Genomic DNA, 20,005 nt, shown 5'->3' with positions numbered 1-20,005 from the left:
CGCCGGACCGGCTGAACGAACAGGCGCCGGACCGGCCGGAGAACGCGAAAGAGCCCGGCACCGAGAAGACCCCCGTTCTTCTCGGTGCCGGGCTGGTTCGGGTGGGACTGGTTCGGATGGACTGGTTCGGATGGGCTGGTTCGGGTGGGGCTAGTCCGTCGCGATCGCGTTCAGGACGTTCATGCGGCCCGCGCGGAACGCCGGGATCAGTGCGGCGAACAGGCCCACGAAGGCGGAGCCGATGAACACGCCGATGATCGTCGGCCACGGGATCTCGAGGACGTTCAGACCCTGGAGCGCGAGGAGCCGCTGTGCGGTGGCGCCCCAGCCCATGCCCAGACCGAGGCCCAGGAGGGCACCGAAGAGGGCGATGACGACCGACTCCATGCGGATCATGCGGCGCAGCTGGCGGCGCGAGAGACCGATCGCCCGCATCAGGCCGATCTCCCGGGTGCGCTCCACCACCGACAGGGCGAGGGTGTTCACCACACCCAGGACCGCGACGATGATCGCGAGGGCGAGCAGGCCGTAGATCAGGTTCAGCAGCTGCCCGATCTGGTCCTTGAGCTCCTGCTTGTAGTCGGTCTGGTCGCGGACGGTGTACTGCGGGTAGTCGTGCAGCGCCGCCTTCAGGGCCGTGTACGCGGCGTCCTGCTGCCCGTCCTTCGCCGTGGCGAAGACCAGGTCGTCGAGCGGCAGCTTGTCGGCCGGGACGTACTTCTGGAGGGTGGCGATGGAGGTGTACATCGCGCCCTGGTCGATGACGACGTCACTACTGGTGATCGCGCGGACCGTCAGCCGGGCCGTGGAGCCGTCCTTGAAGGCGACGGAGATCTTGGAACCGAGGGTGACGCGGTGGTCCTTGGCGAACTTCTCGTGGACGGACATCGAGTCGGGACGGTAGGCGTCGGTGAGGTCGCCGGCGACGGTCTCGACGCGCAGGTCGGTCGCGTAGCTCGGGTCGGCCGCCGTGATCCCCGTCTTGTCGAGCGTCTTGCCGTCGGGCGTGGTGAAGTCGGCCTGGGTCGCCTTGTACTCGGTGACCCGCTCCAGGCCCGGCGTCGCCTTGATGGCCCGCACCGCCTGCGGGGTCATCAGCTGACCGCCGTCGCTCTGGATGATGAAGTCCGTGCCGACGCTCTTGTCGAGCTCCTCCGTGGCGGAGGCGACCATCGAGGAGCCGACCACCGACAGGCAGGCGACCAGCGCGAGGCCGATCATCAGGGCCGCGCCCGTGGCACCGGTACGGCGCGGGTTGCGCAGCGCGTTGCGCTCCGCCATCCGTCCGACCGGGCCGAAGGCCCGCAGCACGATCGCGCCCAGCACCCGGACGACCGCACCCGCCAGCAGCGGGCCGATCACCACGAAGCCGATCAGGCTCAGCACCACGCCCAGGCCCAGCCAGAGCGAGCCCTCGGCGGCCTTGTCGGCGACGGAGGCGAGGTAGAGGCCGAAGCCGCCGGCGCCGGTGAGGAGCAGGCCGATGACGGCCCGTACGGCGCCCGCCTTGGCGTCGGCGGGGGCGCCGGCGTCGCGCAGCGCGGCCATCGGGGAGACCTTGCCGGCCCGGCGGGCCGGGAGGTAGGCCGCCAGCACGGTGACGACGATGCCGAGGACCATGCCGACCACCGGGGTCGTCCAGGCGACCGTCAGGTCGTCCGTGGACAGGTTCATGCCGGTCATGCCCATGAGCTTCATCAGGCCGACGGCGATGCCGACGCCCGCGCCGACGCCGAGGAGCGAGCCGACCACGCCCAGCAGCAGGGCCTCCGCGAGAACGGACCGGTTGACCTGCTTGCGGCTGGAGCCGATGGCCCGCATCAGGCCGATCTCCCGGGTGCGCTGCGCGACCAGCATGGAGAAGGTGTTGATGATCAGGAAGATGCCGACGAGGAAGGCGATCCCGGCGAAGCCGAGCATCGCGTACTTCATCACGTCCAGGAAGCCCCCGACGCTGTCGCGGTTGGCGTCGGCGGTCTCCTTGGCCGTCTGCACCTTGTAGGCGGCGCCGATCTCGGCCGCCACGTTCTTCTTCAGCTGCGCGTCGCTCACGCCGGACACGGCCGTCACGTTGACGTTCGTGTAGACGTTCGACTCGCCGACCAGGGCCTCCTGGGCGGTCTTCGTGTCCAGGTAGAAGATCGCCGCGCCGGGGTTGGTGACCTGGAAGGCGGCGATGCCGGAGATCTTCGCGGTGTGGGTACCGACCGCGGTGATCACGCCGATCTCGTCGCCGAGCTTCAGGTGGTGCTTGTCGGCGGTGTCCGCGTCCACCATCACCTGGTCGGAGCCCTTGGGCGCCGCGCCGTCGGTGATCTCCATGGTGCGGGCGTCGTTGCCGTTCCAGTTGCCGACGATGGTGGGCGCGCCGCTGGAGGGCGACAGGCTGTCCTTGTCGGCGTCGACGACGGTCGCGGAGGTCGAGAAGACCGTCCCCTCCGCCGACTTCACGCCGTCCGCCTTGCGGACCGCGCCGAGCACGGAGGCCGGCATGACCGGCGGCTTGCCGTTGCCGGAGGTCGTCTCGCCGGTGTCCGAGGCGCCCTTCGCGCTCACCGTCACGTCGGAGGAGGTGCTGGCGAAGAGTTTGTCGAAGGTCGTGTTCATCGTGTCGGTGAAGACGAGCGTCCCGCAGACGAACGCCACCGACAGCAGGACCGCCACGGCCGACAGGGCCATGCGTCCCTTGTGCGCGTAGAAGTTGCGCATCGAGGTCTTCATGACGGTCATGACGTACGCCCCCGCGCGTCGAAGTCCTTCATCCGGTCCAGGACGGTCTCGGCGGTCGGCTTGAACATCTCGTCGACGATCCGGCCGTCGGCGAGGTACAGCACACGGTCCGCGTACGAGGCCGCCACCGGGTCGTGCGTGACCATCACGATGGTCTGGCCCAGCTCGTCCACCGAGCGGCGCAGGAAGCCCAGGACCTCGGCGCCCGCGCGCGAGTCGAGGTTTCCGGTCGGCTCGTCCCCGAAGATGATCTCCGGGCGGGCGGCGAGGGCGCGGGCCACGGCGACGCGCTGCTGCTGGCCGCCGGAGAGCTGGGTGGGCCGGTGCCTGAGGCGGTCGGCGAGCCCGACGGTCTCCACGACCTGGTTCAGCCACGCCTGGTCCGGCTTGCGGCCGGCGATGTCCATCGGCAGCGTGATGTTCTCCAGCGCGTTGAGCGTGGGCAGCAGGTTGAACGCCTGGAAGATGAACCCGATCCGGTCCCGGCGCAGCTTGGTGAGCTTCTTGTCCTTGAGCCCGGTGATCTCGGTCTCGTCCAGGTAGATCTGCCCGGACGAGACGGTGTCGAGACCGGCGAGGCAGTGCATCAGCGTGGACTTGCCGGACCCCGAGGGGCCCATGATCGCGGTGAACTGACCGCGGACGATGTCCACGTCGACGTGGTCCAGGGCGACGACGCGGGTCTCACCGGACCCGTACGCCTTGACGACCTGCCGCGCCCGCGCGGCTACGGCCGTACGCCCTCCAGTGCCCCCGTGCCTGGGAATGGTCACAGCCGAAGTCACGGTAAGTCTCCTATGTCGTATGCCTGAAGCGGATGAGCAGCGCATCGGATGAGCAAAGGTTGGCGTGAGGCGCTACGTCGAAGAGTCTGTCGGCGGAAGGGGGTCCCTCGCGCTGGTGCTCGGGCCCGTCTTTCCGGGGGGTTAACCCCACCCCCCGGAAGTGGTGCCGGCCGCCCCCCAGCGGCGTAAAGCCAGGTTAAGGACGGGACCCCGCCCTTCTCCTCCTCCGGCGGTACGAACCCTCCCCGAGCCGTAGTACGGAGATACCCCTAGGGGCCGTCCACCGCGGGGTGGAGGCTCACTCGGGGTTGTCTCCACCTTCCGGCCCCGTCAGGCTCCACCCTCCCGCGACGTGAGGGTCAAGTGGGAAGCTGAGCCCCGACAGGTAGGTGCAGGGGGCACGGGGCTACGGGGAGGCATCAGGTGGGGGACGTCAGACCGGCGACACGGGAGGCCGCGCGGCCGTCCGCACCGCACCGACGGGGAGCGGTCGTCGCCGCCCTCATGCTCTCCATGGCGCTGGCCGCCCTCGACTCCACCGTGGTCTCCACGGCCGTTCCGCAGATCGTCGGCGACCTGGGCGGGTTCTCCGTCTTCTCCTGGCTGTTCTCCGGCTACCTGCTCGCCGTGACGGTCACGCTGCCCGTCTACGGCAAGCTGTCCGACACCATCGGCCGCAAGCCGGTGCTGGTCGCCGGGGCGGTCCTCTTCCTGCTCGGCTCGCTGCTGTGCGCCCTGGCCTGGAACATGGGCGCGCTGATCGCGTTCCGCATCGTGCAGGGCCTGGGCGGCGGGGCGTTGCAGGGCACGGTGCAGACGCTCGCCGCCGACCTGTATCCGCTGAAGGAGCGGCCGAAGATCCAGTCGAAGCTGTCCACCGTGTGGGCGGTCTCGGCGGTCGCGGGGCCCGGACTGGGCGGGCTGCTGGCCGCCTACGCGGACTGGCGCTGGATCTTCCTCGTCAACCTGCCCATCGGGGCGGTGGCGTTGTGGCTGATAGTCCGTCACCTGCACGAGCCGCAACGGCAGTCGTCGCCGACCGGGCAGAAGACCACTGCACGCGCGCGTGGCGGGTCGCGTACGCGCGTGACGCGTGGCGCTACGCGTGCACGCGCGCGTGTCGACTGGGCGGGCGCGCTGGCGGTGTTCGCGTGCGGCGGGGTGCTGCTGACCGCGCTGGTGCAGGGCGGGGTGGCGTGGCCGTGGCTGTCGGGGCCGTCGCTCGCCCTGTTCGGTACCGGGCTGGCGCTGGCCGGGCTCGTCGTCGTCATCGAACGCCGGGCGGCGGAGCCGATCATCCCCGGCTGGGTGTGGCGCCGCCGCACGATCGCGGCGGTGAACCTCGCGCTGGGCGCGCTGGGCCTGCTGATGGTGGCCCCGACGGTGTTCCTGCCGACGTACGCCCAGTCGGTGCTGGGCCTGGAGCCGGTGACCGCCGGGTTCGTCCTCTCCGTGTGGACGCTGAGCTGGCCGCTGTCCGCCGCGCTCAGCCAGCACGTCTACCGGCGTATCGGCTTCCGCGACACCGCGCTGCTGGGCATCGGCGCGGCGACGCTGATCCTCTTCGCGTTCCCGTTCCTGCCGTATCCCGGCGAGGCCTGGCAGCCGGCCCTGCTGATGCTGCTGCTCGGCGCCGCGCTGGGCCTCTTCCAGCTCCCCCTCCTGGTCGGTGTGCAGTCGACGGTGGGCTGGTCGGAACGCGGCACCACGACCGCGTCCGTGCTGTTCTGCCGTCAGACCGGGCAGACGGTCGGCGCGTCGGTGTTCGGCGCGGTCGCCAACGGTGTGCTCGCGGCCCGGCTGGGCGGCGCGGGCGATCTGGACTCCGTCACCGGCGCCCTCGCCGCCGGCACGGCGCCCGACGCCGTCCGTGACGCCGTCGCGAGCGCCGTGCACGCCGTCTATCTGGGCGCGGCCTGCGCGGCGGCGCTCGCCTTCCTGGTGCTGCTGTGCGTGGCCCCACGCCGGTTTCCGGTCCTGACGGATTGACCGACGGACGGAAGGACCGAGGGCTGGGGCTGAAGGCTCAGGGCTGAAGGCTGAGGACTGAGGGCTGACACACCCGGCAGGCCGACGGGCCGGCGCACCTGCCGCCCGCCCCGCCCCGGCGGTCCGCACCGCCGGCGGCAGCCGTCCGCACCTGACGGGCCGGCCGGCCGACGGCCCATGAGCCAGCCCCCGCCGACTGCCCGCCGCTGTGCGCACGATCGCCACCAAGCGCACCGGAGCAGCCACCGAACGTGTGGTTAACGCGGGTAACACTCCAGGTCAGGCGGTGTTTTGTGCAGTAAGCGCATACCGACCGCTCAGTTCGGTGAAAACCCTTCGCAGCCGACGTACTCCCGAGTAACGTGCGTCCCTCGCACCACCCCCCACTCCCTGCGGTCCGCCGCCACGGACCCGAGCCACGCAAGGAGCACGGGATGTCACACGACCCGTCACACCCCGGCCCGACCTACCCATGGCAGCCGCCGCCCCGGCCACCCGAACCACCCCGGCGCCGGCCGGCCGACCACGCCCCGCTGGGGCGCCACAGCGACCTGCGGGTGCTGCGCGGCGCCTACCGCCGCCAGCGGCGGGTGGCCACGCTCACCGCGCTCGGCTACTTCGTCGTCTTCCTGGTGCTGTCGGCGTTCGCGCCGTCCCTGATGACCGGCAGGGTCGCCGGCCTCCCCTCGGGTCTGCTGCTCGGCCTGCTCCAACTCCCGGTCACCTGCCTGGCGATCGTCCTGTACGAGCGGACCGCCCGCCGGCACGTGGACCCGCTCGCGGACCGCATCCGCAAACTCTCCGAGATCGACGCGAAGCGGGACGCGCGCGGAACCCGTACCAAGGAGGCCGGACGATGACGGAGTTCAGCGACAACGCGCAGACGATGTCCCTCGTCGCGTTCACCGCGATCGCCACGATCACGCTGCTGCTGTGCGTGATGACCGGCCCCGACCGCGACGACCTCGCCGAGTTCTACACCGGCTACCGCTCCCTGTCCCCGCTGCGCAACGGCCTGGCCATCGCGGGGGACTACATCTCGGCGGCCACCGTCCTGGGCACCGGCGGGGTGATCGCCCTGTGCGGCTACGACGGTTTCGTCCTCGCCCTCAGCACCGCCCTCTCCCTGATGCTGCTGATGTTCCTGCTGGCCGAACCGCTGCGCAACGCGGGCCGGTTCACCATGGGCGACGCGCTGGCCCGCCGTATGCCGGGGCGGGCGGTGCGCATCACGGCGTGCGCGGTGACGCTTGCCGCACTGCTGCCGATGATGCTCGTGCAGCTCGCCGGCACCGGTCAGTTGCTCGCGTTCATCCTGGGGTTCTCCGGCGCCTCCGTGAAGACGGGCTGCGTCGTCTGCATGGGGGTGCTGATGATCAGCTACGCGGCGATCGGCGGCATGAAGGGCACCGCCCTCATCCAGATGCTGAAGATCGTGACGCTGCTCGGCTCCGGCATCGTGATCGCTCTGATCGTCCTGTACCGCTTCGACTGGAACCCGGGCCACCTCTTCGACGCGGCGGCCGAGAACAGCGGGGTCGGTGACGCGTTCCTGCGCTCCGGGCTGGAGTTCGCCGGCGGCCCCTACCCCCGCGTCGACATGATCACCGCCCAGTTGTCGGTGGTGCTGGGCGGCGCCTGTCTGCCGCACATCACCATGCGCATGTACACCGCCTCCAGCGCCCGTCAGGTGCGCCGGTCGATGTCCTGGGCGGTCTCCGGCGTCGCACTGTTCGTGCTGGTCATGACGGTCGTCGGGTTCGGCGCGACGGCGATGGTCGGCCGCGTGGTGATCGCCCAGGCGGACCCGCAGGGCAACACCGCCTACCTGCTGGGCTCCCAGGCCGCCTTCGGCCGTGAGGTGTCCACGGCCGAGACCCTCCTCTTCACGACGGTCACGACGGCGATCTTCCTCACCGTGCTCGCCTCGGTCGCCGGCATGATCCTCGCCTGCGCCAACTCCCTTGCCCACGACGTCTTCGCGGCCCGCGACCCGCGGATGCCGGCGCGCCGCGAGATGCTCCTGGCCCGGCTGTCGGCGCTGGCCGTCGGCGTCCCGACGATCCTGCTCGCCACCCAGGTGCAGCACCGCAGCCTCCAGCCGCTGGTCACCCTCTCCTTCTGCCTCGGCGCCTCGGCGCTCGCCCCCGCCCTGGTCTACAGCCTCTTCTGGCGTCGCTACACCCGGACGGGCCTGCTGGCCACCCTGATCGGCGGCACCCTGTCCGTGCTGATCCTCATGCCGGGCACCAATTTGGTCTCGGGGTCGCCCGTCTCCGCCTTCCCCGAAGCCGACTTCAACTGGTTCCCCTTCACCACCACGGGCATCGTCACCATCCCTCTGGGCTTCGCCTTCGGCTGGCTGGGCACGGTGGCCTCGGGCCGCCGCAAGGCGGAGGAGCAGCGCCGCCAGTACGAGGCGGTGGAGGGCTGGATCCTGGCGGGCGCGGTACGCAAGGGGTGAGCGGCGCGGGGACGGTGAGTGTCGCGTCGGCGGCCGCTCGTCCACACCGTCCTCGGGTTGCCGACGCCCTGACCGAACGACGAGCACGGACTCCCGGACTCCCGGACTCCCGGCGTCCCGGACTCCCGGACTCCCGGCGTCCCGGCGTCCCGGCGTCCCGGCGTCCCGGCGTCCCGGCGTTTCCTAACCCCGGAGTCCCGCCGTCCCGCCGTCCCGCCGCCCGTCGCCCGTCGCCCGTCGTCCCCTCCGGTCCGGTCCGGTCCCGTCCGGTGCTAGTCGACCGCGCGGCCGGTGAGTGCGCTCAGGCTGTTGCGGACGTGATCCATGTGCGCCTGTACGTCGTCCCGGCGTTCGCCGTGCTCCCGCAGCACGCGCTCCGTCTCGCGGACGACACGCTCCTCCCGGGCGCGCGCCTCGGCGAGAAGCTCGGCGGCACGCGCGTGTGCCTCCTCCTGACGCAGGCGGGCAGACTCCTCGGCCTGCGCGAACGCCTGCTCGGCCTCGGACAGCGCCGCCTCGGCGCGGGCCACCGCCCGGGCGTGCCGCGCGTCGAGGGCCGCTGCCCGCTCGGTCGCCTCGCGCTCCGCCGCGGCCCACCGCTCGGCGAGTTCCTTCTCCTGCTCGGCGAGCATGCCGGCGGTGCGCTGCCGCACCTCGCGCAGGGCGGCCAGCGCCTCGCCCCGGTACTCCTTGACCTCGCGACGGGTGCCGATGCGCAGCTCGTCGGCCTCGGCGCGGGCCGCGAGCAACCGCTGGCGGGCGCGTTCCTCGGCCTCCGCGCGCAGCGCGTCCGCCTCCTCCTGCGCCGCGCGGCGCACATCGAGGGCGCATGTCTCGACGTGCGCGACGTGCTCGCGCGCTTCGCTCCGCGCGTTGTCGCGGACCGTCGCCGCCTCTTCCAGCCCGAGCTGGAGAATGCGCCGTGCGCGCTCCCCGAGGGACTCGTACGTCTGCGGCGCGAGCCGGGTCACCACCTCGCGCAGCTGCTCGGCCTCCGCCTGCATCTCCCGGGCGAGCACCGTGAGCCGGGCGGCCCGTTCCCACGCGGCGTCCCGGTCGGCACAGAGGGCGGCGGTGTACGCCTCGACCTGTTCCGGCCGGTAACCGCGGCCGCGAACGGTCACGAACCCCGGAGGTGACACCGATGCGCTGCTCATCCTGGAACCCCTCGCCACCCGACGGACACGACATGATGATTTCGCGCATATCTTGATGGATCAGGCGTAAGTGTTCATAACGCGACACTCCGCGCACATGTCACGGCCAACCCCGAACACAAAGGGGCCGGGCCCGATCATCCGATCGGGCCCGGCCCCTTCCCGTCCTGCGCGTAGTCGTACTCGTGGTCGTGGTCGTGGTCGTGGTCGTACGAGAGTCCCGCGCGTCGCTACGAGGTGCGGCGACCGCCCGTCACAGCAGTCCGTCCCACATCTGCTCCAGCAGCACCGACCACCAGCTCTCGGGCGAACCGAGCGCCGCCGGGTCCAGCGAGGCCAACTGGGCCTGGAAGTCGACGGTCCAGCGACCCGCCTGCTCCTGGTTCAGGCCGAACCGCAGCCGCCACATCCGCCCGAGCAGCGCCAGGCAGCGCGCGAACTCCGGCAGGCCGGTGTTCACGAACTGCGGCGGTACGGACGCACCGCCCGGACCCGCCTCCACCGGTACGGCCACGATGTTCGCCGTGCCGTACTGCACGCAGATCGCCTTGCCGAAGTCGCTGCCCATGACGAGGTACGAGCCCGCGTCCGGCGCCGGCTGCACACCCCGTTCGGCCGCCATCTCCGCCAGCGTCGGCACCGGCCGGCCCGGCTGGGCCTGCGCCCAGAAGAACGGCCCCATGTCCGCCGGCAGTCCCGCCACCACCAGGGTGTGCGCCACGACAGGCGGCACACCCTGCCGGGACACCGCGGCCTGCTCGAAGCGGAACACCGCCGGCCCGAAGACCGCCGCCAGCTCCTGCCCGATCGCCTCCGGCGGAAGCGGCGGCGCGGCCTGTACCGGCGGCAACGGCGCACGAACGGGAGCCGGGCGCGCCGGCCCGTCCGCCACCTGGTGCAACTCGCCCTGGTGCGCCAGCAGCTGCTGCATTCCCTGCTGTCGGCTCGCGTGATCCGTGCCGTACGGCGCGATGCTCGTGATCCGCGCCTGCGGCCACTGCTCCCGCATCATCCGCGCGCAGTACGCGCCCGGCAGCTCGCACGACTCCAGCTCCGTGTGCAGCTCCAGCACCTGGTCCGGCGGCACGTTCATCGCCCGCAGCTCGTGGAAGATCTGCCACTCCGGGTGCGGGGTCCCCGGCGCCGAACGCCGGATCAGCTGCTGCTCCGAGCCGTCCTGCGCGCGGAAGCGCAGCACGGCCTGATATCCGGGGCCCACCGTCGGCAGGCCCTGCTGCTGCGGATACCCGTACGCGGGCGGCTGCCCCGGAACCGGTCCGCCCGGCGGCATCGGGGGCTGAGGGGCGCCGGGAGCCATACCGGGACCGGCCGGAGCCGTGCCCGGAGCACCCGGGAACCCGGGGCCACCCGGAGCCTGCGGCGGCGGAGGCGCGCCGACGCCACCCGCCTGAGGCCCGGCCAGCATGGTCTGCGCGTGGTGAACGGCACCGGGAGCACCCGGCGTTGCGGGGGCGCCAGGGAAGCCGGGGGGAGCACCCGGAACGGCCTGCGCGCCGGGCATACCCGGAGCACCCGGAGCACCCGGGGCACCAGGAGCACCAGGCCCGTGGGGTCCGCCCGGGGCACCGGGCGGCTGCGGCGCGCCCGGTCCCATCCGGCCGGGGTCGGCAAGCATCGTCGCGGCATGGTGAACGCCACCGGGAGGCGTGCCCCCGGGCGGGTTCGGCCCAGCCGGCGCACCCGGCGCACCCGGAGGCTGGGGCGCATTCCCCGGACCCGCACCCGGGCCGACCGGACCCGCGGACCCGTCGGGGCCCAGGGCCGACACGAGCTGCGTGGGCACATAGCCGCCCGCCGGGGCCCCGGGGGCACCCGGGCCGGAAGGCGGAGGCGGAGGCGTGTTCGCCGGTCGCGCACCCGGTGCTCCCGGCGCACCCGGCGGAGGCGGCGGCTGCGCCCCTCCACCACGGTGGCGACGCGGCGGCGGCGCCGCCTTGCTGGTCGCGGCGTCCGCGATGTCACCGGCGTTCGGCGCGAGCGGCCGCGCGGGCGTACCCGGACCGGCCGGAGGCGGCGTACCCGGGCCCGCCGCCGAAGACGACGACGGCGCCTGGGACGACGACGGGGACGGAGCCCCCGCACCACCCGGCACACCCGCAGCACCCGGCGCACCCGCGCCCGGCCCCTGCGGATACCCGTACGAGGCACCGGCCGGACCGGACGGCGGGGTGGGAGCAGCCGGCGGGACCGGCGTGGACGGAGAGCCCGGTGCGTTCCCGGGGGCGCCCGTGCCGCCCGGCCCCACGCCACCCGGTCCCGAAGCGTCCAGCGCGGGCGCGACCGCCGTCCGGGGGAGTCGGCTGCCGCCCGACATCAGGGCCGTCTTGGCGTCCGGCGCGGACGTGGGCGGCGCCGCCTCGTCGTCGGAACCGCTCAACGGCGGCGCGAACACGGTCGCGGGCAGCGGCACGGAACGGTCGTCACCGGCATCGCCGTTGGTGTCCGTCCCCGCCCACGGCGTCGCCCCTACGGGAGCGGCGGGCGCCGACGGCGCGCCGGAACCCGACCCCGTGGGCACTCCCGCCTGTGTCTCGGGCAACCCGCCCCCCGGCACCCCGCCCTGGGTCCGCGGAAGCGAGGGATCACCGCCGCCGGGCGTCGCACCCGCGCCCGCGGGCGAGGCGGACCCCGACGCCGACGCGGCCTCGTCGCCGTTCCCCGAACCAGCCCCGGCACCAGCACCAACACCAGCCCCGGAAGCGGCCCCGGCACCGGCCTCGCGTCGATCCGCGATGCCCAGCCTGTCCGCCGCCTCCTGCAACCACTCCGGGGGCGACAGCAAGAACGACGTCTGGTTCAGATCCACCCGCGCCGGGGGCGCCGGCACCGCGTCGGCGGGCGCGTCCTTACGGCCGTACTCCTCCTCGTACCGGCGGATGACCTCGCCCACCGGCACCGCGGGCCACAACGTGGCCTCCCCGCTGTCCCGGGCGATCACCAGCCGCTGCGCGCCGCCGTCCGAACGCGGCCCCTCCGCGCGGTCCTCGGCCCACACGACGAACCCGAGCTCGAACTCCCGCACCCGCACCTCACGGTGCTGATACGCGGGCACGTCCCCGTTGATCCACTCTTCGGCGCGCTCCTGCGCCTGCGCGAACGTCACCATCGTCCAGCTCACTCCCCCGCCGAAGACGCGGCCGCCGGCACCGCACGCGCGAACCCGCCGTCCACCATCAGATTGGCCACCGTCTCCAACTCCGGCGGATTACCGGCCAGCCTCGACAGGAAGACGTCGAAGTCCTCACCGCACGGCAGCAACAGCCGTTCCATGCGCTCCGCCGGCGACCACGCGGGATCGACGTCCCGGACGTCGTCGTACGCGCAGAACCACACGGAACCGGCCCGCTCGCCCCGCACCTTCACGGCGAGCAGCCCGCCCTGCACGAACCCGACGCCGAGATAGTCCTTCGTCAGGTGGTCTCGCAGACACTTGTTCACGTACACCAGGTCGTTCACCGCGGCCTCGTCGCGCACCGTGAAGAACGGCTGGTCCACCAGGAGCCCCAGCTCCGCGTCCAGGGCCGCGCCCACCGGCGCGCAGCCGCCCGCCGCCTTGACGAACGACCGGTACGCCCCCGGCAGCCGGTACCCCAGGTCCTCCTCGACCCCCTGGACCTGCTGTTCCGTCACCGCCACACCCGACTTCGGCAGCCCGAAGTGCGCCGGACGCGTCTCCTGCAACGGCCGCGTGCCCCGCTTCGCCTGGTCCACCACCGCCGACGACACCCCGCCGTGATGCCGCAGCAGCGCCTTCACCTCGACCGGAACCAGCTCCAGCCGCCGCGAACCGACCACGTGGTGCCACGTCCAGCCGTGCGGCGTCGCCACGCTCGGCACCGTGTCCCACAGTTCGTGTCCCGACGCCGCCAGCACCGCGTTGGCCGACACGTAGTCCGTCAGCCGCAGCTCGTCCACGCCGAAGCCTTCCGGCGGATCGGCGATCTCCGCCGCCGCCCGCGCGTACGGCGAGAAGTCGGGGTAACCACGCTCGTCCATGCGAACGCCCCTCGGGTGCCGTGCCGCCCGGACCGGATCCGGGAAATGCACGACCTGCCCGGCATAGGCGGCGTTCGGCGGCGCGGCGTGCCCCCCAGCCTGGCGGCTGGGAGGTGCCCCGAGCCCGAGCCGACCTGTCGTCATGGCGGTTGCCCCCTGCGGCACTCTGTACGGCCCGCAGCGGCCGGTTCCGCTTCCGGATCCACCCACCACGCCCCGTATCGACTGTCTCCAACAATCTCCAACGCGCGTCAACCGCGCGCCGACGGTCCCGACAGCCTATGCGGTACGACGACAGCGGTCACCGGCCCTCCGCTTCCGTGACCAGCCGTCACCCCGTCGTGACAGCCAGCCCGAACCCGGGCGTGTCGAACCGCCCCAGCTTCCGCACCGGCCACGCCATTTGGCACTCTGTGACGTCCGGGGGGATGCACGGGAGGGGAAAACGATCATGAACGCGACGCAGACGGGGTCACACACCGGCAGGTCGGGCGACCCGTTCACCGCCGACACGGCCACCCACGACACCGGCCGGACCGGCGGCCCGCACCCCGGTGCGCTCACCGCCCCGCACGCCGGTCCGCACACCGGCCCGTCCGGCGATCCCCGCATCGGCTGGTCCGCGACCGAGACGCCGCACACACCCGTCCTCCGCCACCGCCGGGACGGCATACTCCCCACCGTCGCCGCCGCCCTCTCCGTGCGCGGCGCCACCCTCACCAGCACCGCCGCCCGCGCCGACCAGCCGCCGCCCCTGCACCCCCTCGTCCAGGACTTCCTCGACACCCTCACCAGCGCCCAACGCGACCGCTTCACCGGACGCTGCGCCGAGGCCCTCCTCATCTCGCGCCATCTCACCGCCGCCGACGCCGCCCGCAGCAGACGCGCGGCCCGCCGGCCCATGACCAACGGCGAAGCCCGCAAGACCCTCAAGCAAGCCAAACTCACCACCCGCCGCATCCGCGAGGACGGCGACCCCCTGCACGGCAGCTTCGCCACCCCCTGCCGCGCCTGCACCGCGCTCAGCGCCCACTTCGGCGTCCGCATCGTCGACCCGTCGACCCCGGACGACTGAGCCGCCCCCCACCACCCCGTACGGGACGACACGACGGCCCCACCGGGCCAGGCACCACCAGCTCGACGAACGAAGGGCCGATGCACCCCGACCGCACCTCCACCACACGCTTCCCCGTCCCCGTCGACGCCGCCCTGCGCGCGGCCGGCTGGCAACCCGGACGCTGGGACATCAAGCAGGCCGAGATCTGGGCCGACACCCTCCGCGAACACACCTCACCCGGCGGCCACCGGCATGCCGTCTTCCCCGCCGCCGTCGAGGCCTGGGCCGAATTCGGCGGCCTGACCATCGCCCCCACCGGCCCCGGCCGCCAGGTCGCACCCACCACCGTCCATCTCGACCCCCTGCACGGCCTCCACCTCGCCCGCACCCTCGTCGACCTGGGCCGCGCCCTCGACACCGACGTCGCCCCCCTCGGCACCGAGACCGACACCCAGGGCATCCTCGCCATCGACGCCGAAGGCCGCGTCTACGCCCTCGACCACACCGGCGACTGGTACCTCGGCCCCGATATCGACCAGGCCCTCGGCACCCTCGCCTCCGGCGTCGAACCCCTCCGCCTCACAGCCGGCTGACCGGCCGGAACCCGCCCCCGGGAACTACGACGCCGGGATCACCGCGGACACCCGGAAACCCCCCGCCTCCGTCGCCCCCGACACGAACACCCCACCCAGCGCCACCACCCGCTCCTTCATCCCCACCAACCCGTTGCCTCCCGAAGGGAACCCGGCCGACAACGCCGACACCTCGGGCGGCGGGCCGTTCTCGACCTGCATCGCGATCTCCCCCTCGCGATGCGCCAACCGCACATGCGTCTTGGCACCCGCCGCGTGCTTGTGGACGTTCGTCAGCGCCTCCTGCACCACCCGGTACGCCGTCTGCTCCACCTCCGCCGCATACGCCCGCACCTCCCCCTCCACCAGCAACTCGACCACCATCCCCGCGGCCGCCGACTGACCCACCAGCTCGTCGAGCTCCGACAGGCACGGCCCCTCGCCCTCCTCCAGCACCACCGCGGCGGTCACCCCCACCGCCACCACCGGAACCGACGCCGCCCGCTCCGCCGGGCCACCGCTGCGCAGCACCCCGAGCATCTCCCGCAACTCGGTCAACGCCTGCCGCCCCATGTCACCCACCAGCGCCGCGTTGCGCACCGCCTTCTCCGGATCCTTGCGCGCGATGGCCTGCAACGCCGCGGCATGGACGACCATCAGGCTCACCCGGTGCGCGACCACGTCGTGCATCTCCCGCGCGATCCGGGTCCGCTCCTCACCGCGCGCCCACTCCGCCCGCTCCTCCGCCCGCTCCGCGAGCAACTGCAACTCCCGTTCGAGGCTGTCCGCCCGCTCCCGCAGGCTCTCCATGAGCCGCCGCCGGGCACCGACGTACATGCCGAGCAGCAGCGGCGGGGCGGTGAGCCCGAGCGAGGTCGTGATCGCGGCGAACGGGATGAACCAGTCGCCGATGGTCAGCCGCCCCTGGTCCATGCTCTGCCGCACCCGCACGAACGTCACGATCAGCGTCCCCACCAGCTGCATCCCCGCGAGCGAGGCGATGATCCGCCGGGGCAGCTCGGAGGCGGCGAGCGTGTACAGCCCCACGATGCCCATCAGATAACCCATCTGGGCGGGCGTGATCGCGATCGACACCAGCACCACCGCGATGGGCCACTTCCGCCGCACCACCAGGACCGACCCGGCGAGCAGTCCGAACACCACCCCCGCCGCCGACGGGATCCCGGCATCCCGCGCGAACGGGATCCCCTCCACCGCGCACTCCACGGCGGACACGAGCCCCAGGCTCCAGTCGAACGCCGCGCTCCGCCATCTGGTCCACCACCACGGCCCTCCCAGGGCCGCCGTGTCCTCTTCCCCCGTCGTGGTCATGCCTCCAGCCTACGGGCGGGACCTCCGCCTTTTCCGGCGACTTTCCCGACAGGTCCACACCACATCCGGTAACCGAACAGCCTCGAAACCGACCGATATCCCTCGAACTGCCGAGCCACGCCCGTTCGAGGACGGAACCGGCCATTCCGATGCGCCGCCGTCGCCTGTGCCCCACGCGTCCGGCCGTCGCACGGCCTTCGCGGTACGCCGGGAGAGAGCGGAGCCAATGGCGGCCAGGGGCACCACGGTTGCCTTCGGACGGGCCGCACCGCGGAGCGCCGCCCTACACCGTCGCATCGAAGGCGGGTGGTACGGCATAGTAGGAGGCGCCACTCGGCAGCCCGACTAAATGTCCGGTTCAGTCGAGATTGATCCCCTGTGGTGTAATTGGCAGCACTGTGGCTTTTGGTGCCATATGTCCGGGTTCGAGTCCTGGCGGGGGAGCCATACACGACGCGGGTCCTGACAGCACTGTCAGGGCCCGCTCTCATGTCCCCCGGGAAACGCCCCGGTATCCTTCGGATGTCCCACCCCACTCCACAGCCGAAGGGCAACTTCCGTGAGCGCCATTCGCCCGGCAGCCGTCGTCGTTCTCGCAGCGGGTGAGGGCACCCGTATGAAGTCCGCCATACCGAAGGTCCTGCACGAGATCAGCGGCCGCTCCCTCGTGGGTCATGTGCTGGCCGCGGCCCGTGAGTTGGACCCCGAGAACCTGGTCGTCGTGGTCGGGCACGCACGCGAGAAGGTCACGGCGCACCTCGCCGAGGTCGACGCCGGCGTGCGCACCGCCGTACAGGAAGAGCAGAACGGCACCGGGCACGCCGTCCGGATGGGGCTCGAGCAGCTCGGCGGCGGTGTCGACGGCACGGTGGTCGTCGTCTGCGGCGACACCCCGCTGCTCACCGGCGCGACCCTCGCGGAGCTCGCCGCCACCCACCACGCGGACGGGAACGCCGTCACCGTCCTCACCGCCGAGGTGCCGGACGCGACCGGTTACGGGCGGATCGTCCGGGACGGCGCCTCCGGCACCGTCACCGCGATCGTCGAGCACAAGGACGCCAACGACGCGGTGCGCGCGATCCGCGAGATCAACTCCGGGGTGTTCGCCTTCGACGGGCAGCTGCTCGCGGACGCGCTGAAGAAGGTCCGCACGGACAACAGCCAGGGCGAGGAGTACCTCACCGACGTCCTCGGGATCCTGCGGGAGGCCGGTCACCGGGTCGGCGCGTCCGTCGCCGCCGATCACCGGGAGATCGCCGGCATCAACAACCGCGTGCAGCTCAGCGAGGCCCGCCGCATCCTCAACGACCGGCTGCTGACCGCCGCGATGCTGTCCGGCGTGACCGTGATCGACCCGGCGACGACCTGGATCGACGTCACCGTCACGTTCGAGCAGGACGCCGTCGTGCACCCCGGTACGCAGCTGCACGGCAGCACGCACCTCGGCGAGGGCGCCGAGGTCGGTCCCCACAGCCGGCTGAAGGACACCGAGGTCGGCGCGGGCGCCCGGGTCGACCACACCGTCTCCGACGGTGCCCGGATCGGCCCGGCCGCGACCGTCGGGCCGTTCGCCTACCTCCGTCCCGGCACCCGTCTCGGGGCGAAGGGCAAGATCGGCACGTACGTCGAGACGAAGAACGCGTCCATCGGCGAGGGGACGAAGGTCCCGCACCTCTCCTACGTCGGCGACGCGACGATCGGCGAGTACAGCAACATCGGCGCGGCGAGCGTGTTCGTGAACTACGACGGACAGGACAAGCATCACACCACCGTCGGGTCGCACTGCCGTACGGGTTCGGACAACATGTTTGTGGCACCTGTCACGGTCGGGGACGGCGCGTACACCGCCGCCGGGTCCGTGATCACGAAGGACGTGCCGCCCGGTTCGCTGGCCGTGGCCCGAGGCCAGCAGCGGAATATCGAGGGTTGGGTGGCCCGCAAGCGTCCGGGCAGCGCGGCGGCGAAGGCGGCCGAGACGGCCTCCCGCCAGGCGGAAAGCGAAAGCTGACCGGAAACAGGCACGTCGGACACGGCGTACCGTGATAAGTGCACACCCGCACCCACCAGCTGAGACGGTCCCGTCGCGCCCAGCGGCGAGGTCTCTCGACATCCAGCTGAGACACCTCTGAGGAGACAGTGCTGTGACCGGGATCAAGACGACCGGCGAGAAGAAGATGATGTTCTTCTCCGGCCGCGCCCACCCCGAGCTTGCCGAGGAGGTCGCCCACCAGCTGGGTGTCGGGGTCGTCCCGACGAAGGCCTTCGATTTCGCCAACGGCGAGATCTACGTCCGCTACCAGGAGTCGGCGCGAGGTGCGGACTGCTTCCTGATCCAGAGCCACACGGCTCCGATCAACAAGTGGATCATGGAGCAGCTGATCATGATCGACGCGCTGAAGCGCGCGTCGGCCCGCTCGATCACCGTGATCGTGCCGTTCTACGGCTATGCCCGTCAGGACAAGAAGCACCGCGGACGTGAGCCGATCTCGGCCCGCCTGATCGCGGACATGATGAAGACGGCGGGCGCGCACCGGATCCTGACGGTGGACCTCCACACGGACCAGATCCAGGGCTTCTTCGACGGCCCGGTGGACCACCTGTTCGCCCTGCCGCTGCTCGCCGACTACGTGGGCAGCAAGGTGGACCGCGACAAGCTGACCGTCGTGTCGCCGGACGCGGGCCGGGTACGCGTGGCGGACCGCTGGTGCGACCGGCTGGGCGCGCCGCTGGCGATCGTGCACAAGCGGCGCGACAAGGACGTGGCGAACCAGGTGACCGTCCACGAGGTCGTGGGTGAGGTCAAGGGCCGGGTCTGTGTGCTCGTCGACGACATGATCGACACGGGTGGCACGATCTGCGCGGCCGCGGACGCGTTGTTCGCGCACGGCGCGGAGGACGTCATCGTGACGGCGACGCACGGTGTGCTGTCGGGTCCGGCGGCCGACCGCCTGAAGAACTCGAAGGTCAGCGAGTTCATCTTCACCAACACGCTGCCGACCCCGGGCGAGCTCGAGGTGGACAAGATCACCGTGCTGTCGATCGCGCCGACGATCGCGAACGCGGTGCGCGAGGTGTTCGAGGACGGTTCGGTGACGAGCCTCTTCGACGAGCAGTGACGGTCCTCGTCTAGATCGATTTCCTGTACGGCCTTCCCGCTGCGTAAACTGCCACAGTTGCTCGGCGAGGGAGGCCGTACACGTGTGTGTACGGCGGTCCGTTATCGACGCGCTCTTCGTAGCAGGCCGATGGTTTGGCCGGGTGACCACCTTTCCCCCGTTCTACGAGGAGTGAACATGGCCGAGGTCAAGCTCGCAGCCGAGACCCGCACCGAGTTCGGCAAGGGCGCCGCCCGCCGCATCCGCCGTGACAGCAAGGTTCCCGCCGTGGTCTACGGCCACGGCGCCGAGCCCGTCCACATCACGCTGCCGGGCCACGAGCTCCAGCTCGCCCTGCGTACCCCGAACGTCCTGCTCAGCCTGGAGATCGACGGCAAGACCCAGCTGGCGATCCCGAAGGCCGTGCAGCGCGACGCGATCAAGGGCTTCCTGGACCACGTCGACCTGCTCCTCGTGAAGCGCGGCGAGAAGGTCAACGTCGAGGTCTACGTCCACACCGAGGGTGAGCTCGCCCCGGGTGCCTTCCTGCTCGAGCACGTGCTGAGCACGCTGAACGTCGAGGCCGAGGCCACCCACATCCCCGAGTCGGTCACCGTCTCCATCGCGGGCCTCGAGGCCGGCGCGGCCATCCTCGCCAAGGACATCCCGCTGCCCAAGGGCACCACGCTGGCGACCGACGAGGACGCGGTCGTCCTCCAGGTCCTGTCCGCCCAGGCGGAGGAGGCCCCGGCGGACGCCGAGGCCGAGACCACCGAGGCCTGATTTTCCCGGTACCTCATCCCGTCG

Annotated in this window: 15 protein-coding genes and 1 tRNA gene; 10 read left to right on the top strand and 6 right to left on the bottom strand. The window is 72.0% G+C overall.

Annotated features, from left to right (window positions below; translation table 11 throughout):
• Positions 1 to 150: 150 nt before the first annotated feature.
• Both OG440_RS21975 and OG440_RS21970 read right to left on the bottom strand, forming a co-directional pair.
• A complete protein-coding gene (locus OG440_RS21975; RefSeq protein ID WP_406008503.1) occupies positions 151 to 2,730 on the bottom strand; it encodes an ABC transporter permease in 2,580 nt (859 codons plus the stop codon).
• The gene (locus tag OG440_RS21970; protein ID WP_406008502.1) at positions 2,727 to 3,515 is read right to left on the bottom strand and encodes an ABC transporter ATP-binding protein; all 789 of its coding nucleotides are present in this window, start codon (positions 3,513 to 3,515) and stop codon (positions 2,727 to 2,729) included. Before OG440_RS21970 ends, OG440_RS21975 begins: the two co-directional genes overlap by 4 nt.
• 423 nt (positions 3,516 to 3,938) lie before the next feature.
• On the opposite strand from OG440_RS21970, the gene OG440_RS21965 reads away from it, so the two are divergent.
• From OG440_RS21965 to OG440_RS21955, 3 genes are all read left to right on the top strand, one after another.
• Positions 3,939 to 5,504 carry an MFS transporter gene (locus OG440_RS21965; protein WP_406008501.1) on the top strand — a complete coding sequence of 522 codons (1,566 nt, stop codon included), beginning with the start codon at positions 3,939 to 3,941 and terminating at the stop codon, positions 5,502 to 5,504.
• Between the two features lie 434 nt (positions 5,505 to 5,938).
• A complete protein-coding gene (locus tag OG440_RS21960; RefSeq protein ID WP_406008500.1) occupies positions 5,939 to 6,364 on the top strand; it encodes a DUF485 domain-containing protein in 426 nt (141 codons plus the stop codon).
• The gene (locus OG440_RS21955; RefSeq protein ID WP_406008499.1) at positions 6,361 to 7,968 is read left to right on the top strand and encodes a cation acetate symporter; all 1,608 of its coding nucleotides are present in this window, start codon (positions 6,361 to 6,363) and stop codon (positions 7,966 to 7,968) included. Before OG440_RS21960 ends, OG440_RS21955 begins: the two co-directional genes overlap by 4 nt.
• A gap of 272 nt (positions 7,969 to 8,240) precedes the next feature.
• Here OG440_RS21955 and OG440_RS21950 read toward each other — a convergent pair whose 3' ends face one another.
• Together OG440_RS21950 and OG440_RS21945 are read right to left on the bottom strand one after the other, a co-directional pair.
• Positions 8,241 to 9,125: a cellulose-binding protein gene (locus OG440_RS21950; protein WP_406008498.1), complete on the bottom strand. Its 885-nt coding sequence runs from the start codon at positions 9,123 to 9,125 to the stop codon at positions 8,241 to 8,243.
• Positions 9,126 to 9,378: 253 nt separating this feature from the next.
• Positions 9,379 to 11,952 (bottom strand): SUKH-4 family immunity protein, encoded by a 2,574-nt coding sequence (locus OG440_RS21945; RefSeq protein WP_406008497.1) that lies wholly within the window; start codon positions 11,950 to 11,952, stop codon positions 9,379 to 9,381.
• Between OG440_RS21945 and OG440_RS21940 the strand changes: the two genes are divergently transcribed.
• Positions 11,879 to 12,187, top strand: coding sequence for a hypothetical protein (locus OG440_RS21940; protein ID WP_406008496.1), 309 nt, complete (start codon positions 11,879 to 11,881; stop codon positions 12,185 to 12,187). The two genes, OG440_RS21945 and OG440_RS21940, sit on opposite strands and share 74 nt — an antisense overlap.
• A gap of 73 nt (positions 12,188 to 12,260) precedes the next feature.
• On the opposite strand, the gene OG440_RS21935 is transcribed toward OG440_RS21940, so the two are convergent.
• Positions 12,261 to 13,286 carry an SMI1/KNR4 family protein gene (locus OG440_RS21935; RefSeq protein ID WP_406008495.1) on the bottom strand — a complete coding sequence of 342 codons (1,026 nt, stop codon included), beginning with the start codon at positions 13,284 to 13,286 and terminating at the stop codon, positions 12,261 to 12,263.
• A gap of 307 nt (positions 13,287 to 13,593) precedes the next feature.
• Between OG440_RS21935 and OG440_RS21930 the strand changes: the two genes are divergently transcribed.
• Together OG440_RS21930 and OG440_RS21925 are read left to right on the top strand one after the other, a co-directional pair.
• Complete coding sequence (locus OG440_RS21930) at positions 13,594 to 14,217, top strand: YwqJ-related putative deaminase (RefSeq protein WP_406008494.1); 624 nt, start codon at positions 13,594 to 13,596, stop codon at positions 14,215 to 14,217.
• An 80-nt stretch (positions 14,218 to 14,297) separates the two neighbouring features.
• Positions 14,298 to 14,792 carry an SUKH-3 domain-containing protein gene (locus OG440_RS21925; protein WP_406008493.1) on the top strand — a complete coding sequence of 165 codons (495 nt, stop codon included), beginning with the start codon at positions 14,298 to 14,300 and terminating at the stop codon, positions 14,790 to 14,792.
• Between the two features lie 24 nt (positions 14,793 to 14,816).
• Here the strand turns inward: OG440_RS21925 and OG440_RS21920 are convergent, their stop codons facing one another.
• Positions 14,817 to 16,103, bottom strand: a complete 1,287-nt coding sequence (locus tag OG440_RS21920; protein ID WP_406008492.1) for a sensor histidine kinase — start codon at positions 16,101 to 16,103, stop codon at positions 14,817 to 14,819.
• Between the two features lie 372 nt (positions 16,104 to 16,475).
• On the opposite strand from OG440_RS21920, the gene OG440_RS21915 reads away from it, so the two are divergent.
• From OG440_RS21915 to OG440_RS21900, 4 genes are all read left to right on the top strand, one after another.
• Positions 16,476 to 16,550: transfer RNA gene (locus OG440_RS21915), tRNA-Gln, on the top strand.
• Positions 16,551 to 16,662: 112 nt separating this feature from the next.
• Entirely contained in the window at positions 16,663 to 18,111 is a 1,449-nt protein-coding gene (gene glmU, locus OG440_RS21910) for a bifunctional UDP-N-acetylglucosamine diphosphorylase/glucosamine-1-phosphate N-acetyltransferase GlmU (RefSeq protein WP_406008491.1), read from the top strand.
• Between the two features lie 133 nt (positions 18,112 to 18,244).
• The gene (locus OG440_RS21905) at positions 18,245 to 19,219 is read left to right on the top strand and encodes a ribose-phosphate diphosphokinase (RefSeq protein WP_020128448.1); all 975 of its coding nucleotides are present in this window, start codon (positions 18,245 to 18,247) and stop codon (positions 19,217 to 19,219) included.
• A gap of 177 nt (positions 19,220 to 19,396) precedes the next feature.
• Entirely contained in the window at positions 19,397 to 19,981 is a 585-nt protein-coding gene (locus OG440_RS21900; protein WP_406008490.1) for a 50S ribosomal protein L25/general stress protein Ctc, read from the top strand.
• Positions 19,982 to 20,005: the final 24 nt, after the last annotated feature.

It is taken from the genome of Streptomyces sp. NBC_00637, from assembly GCF_045161545.1.
In the GTDB taxonomy this organism is placed as follows: domain Bacteria; phylum Actinomycetota; class Actinomycetes; order Streptomycetales; family Streptomycetaceae; genus Streptomyces.
Note: the sequence above shows the minus strand (reverse complement) of the source record. Positions and strands in the feature narration are given on the sequence as shown.

Excerpts from the sequence above, each read along its gene's own strand:
- OG440_RS21940 (WP_406008496.1), top strand. The coding sequence starts at position 11,879 with ATGCCCAGCCTGTCCGCCGCCTCCTGCAACCACTCCGGGGGCGACAGC.
- OG440_RS21975 (WP_406008503.1), bottom strand. The coding sequence starts at position 2,730 with ATGACCGTCATGAAGACCTCGATGCGCAACTTCTACGCGCACAAGGGA.
- OG440_RS21950 (WP_406008498.1), bottom strand. The coding sequence starts at position 9,125 with ATGAGCAGCGCATCGGTGTCACCTCCGGGGTTCGTGACCGTTCGCGGC.
- OG440_RS21935 (WP_406008495.1), bottom strand. The coding sequence starts at position 13,286 with ATGACGACAGGTCGGCTCGGGCTCGGGGCACCTCCCAGCCGCCAGGCT.
- OG440_RS21900 (WP_406008490.1), top strand. The coding sequence starts at position 19,397 with ATGGCCGAGGTCAAGCTCGCAGCCGAGACCCGCACCGAGTTCGGCAAG.
- OG440_RS21925 (WP_406008493.1), top strand. The coding sequence starts at position 14,298 with ATGCACCCCGACCGCACCTCCACCACACGCTTCCCCGTCCCCGTCGAC.
- OG440_RS21920 (WP_406008492.1), bottom strand. The coding sequence starts at position 16,103 with ATGACCACGACGGGGGAAGAGGACACGGCGGCCCTGGGAGGGCCGTGG.
- OG440_RS21930 (WP_406008494.1), top strand. The coding sequence starts at position 13,594 with ATGAACGCGACGCAGACGGGGTCACACACCGGCAGGTCGGGCGACCCG.
- OG440_RS21960 (WP_406008500.1), top strand. The coding sequence starts at position 5,939 with ATGTCACACGACCCGTCACACCCCGGCCCGACCTACCCATGGCAGCCG.
- OG440_RS21955 (WP_406008499.1), top strand. The coding sequence starts at position 6,361 with ATGACGGAGTTCAGCGACAACGCGCAGACGATGTCCCTCGTCGCGTTC.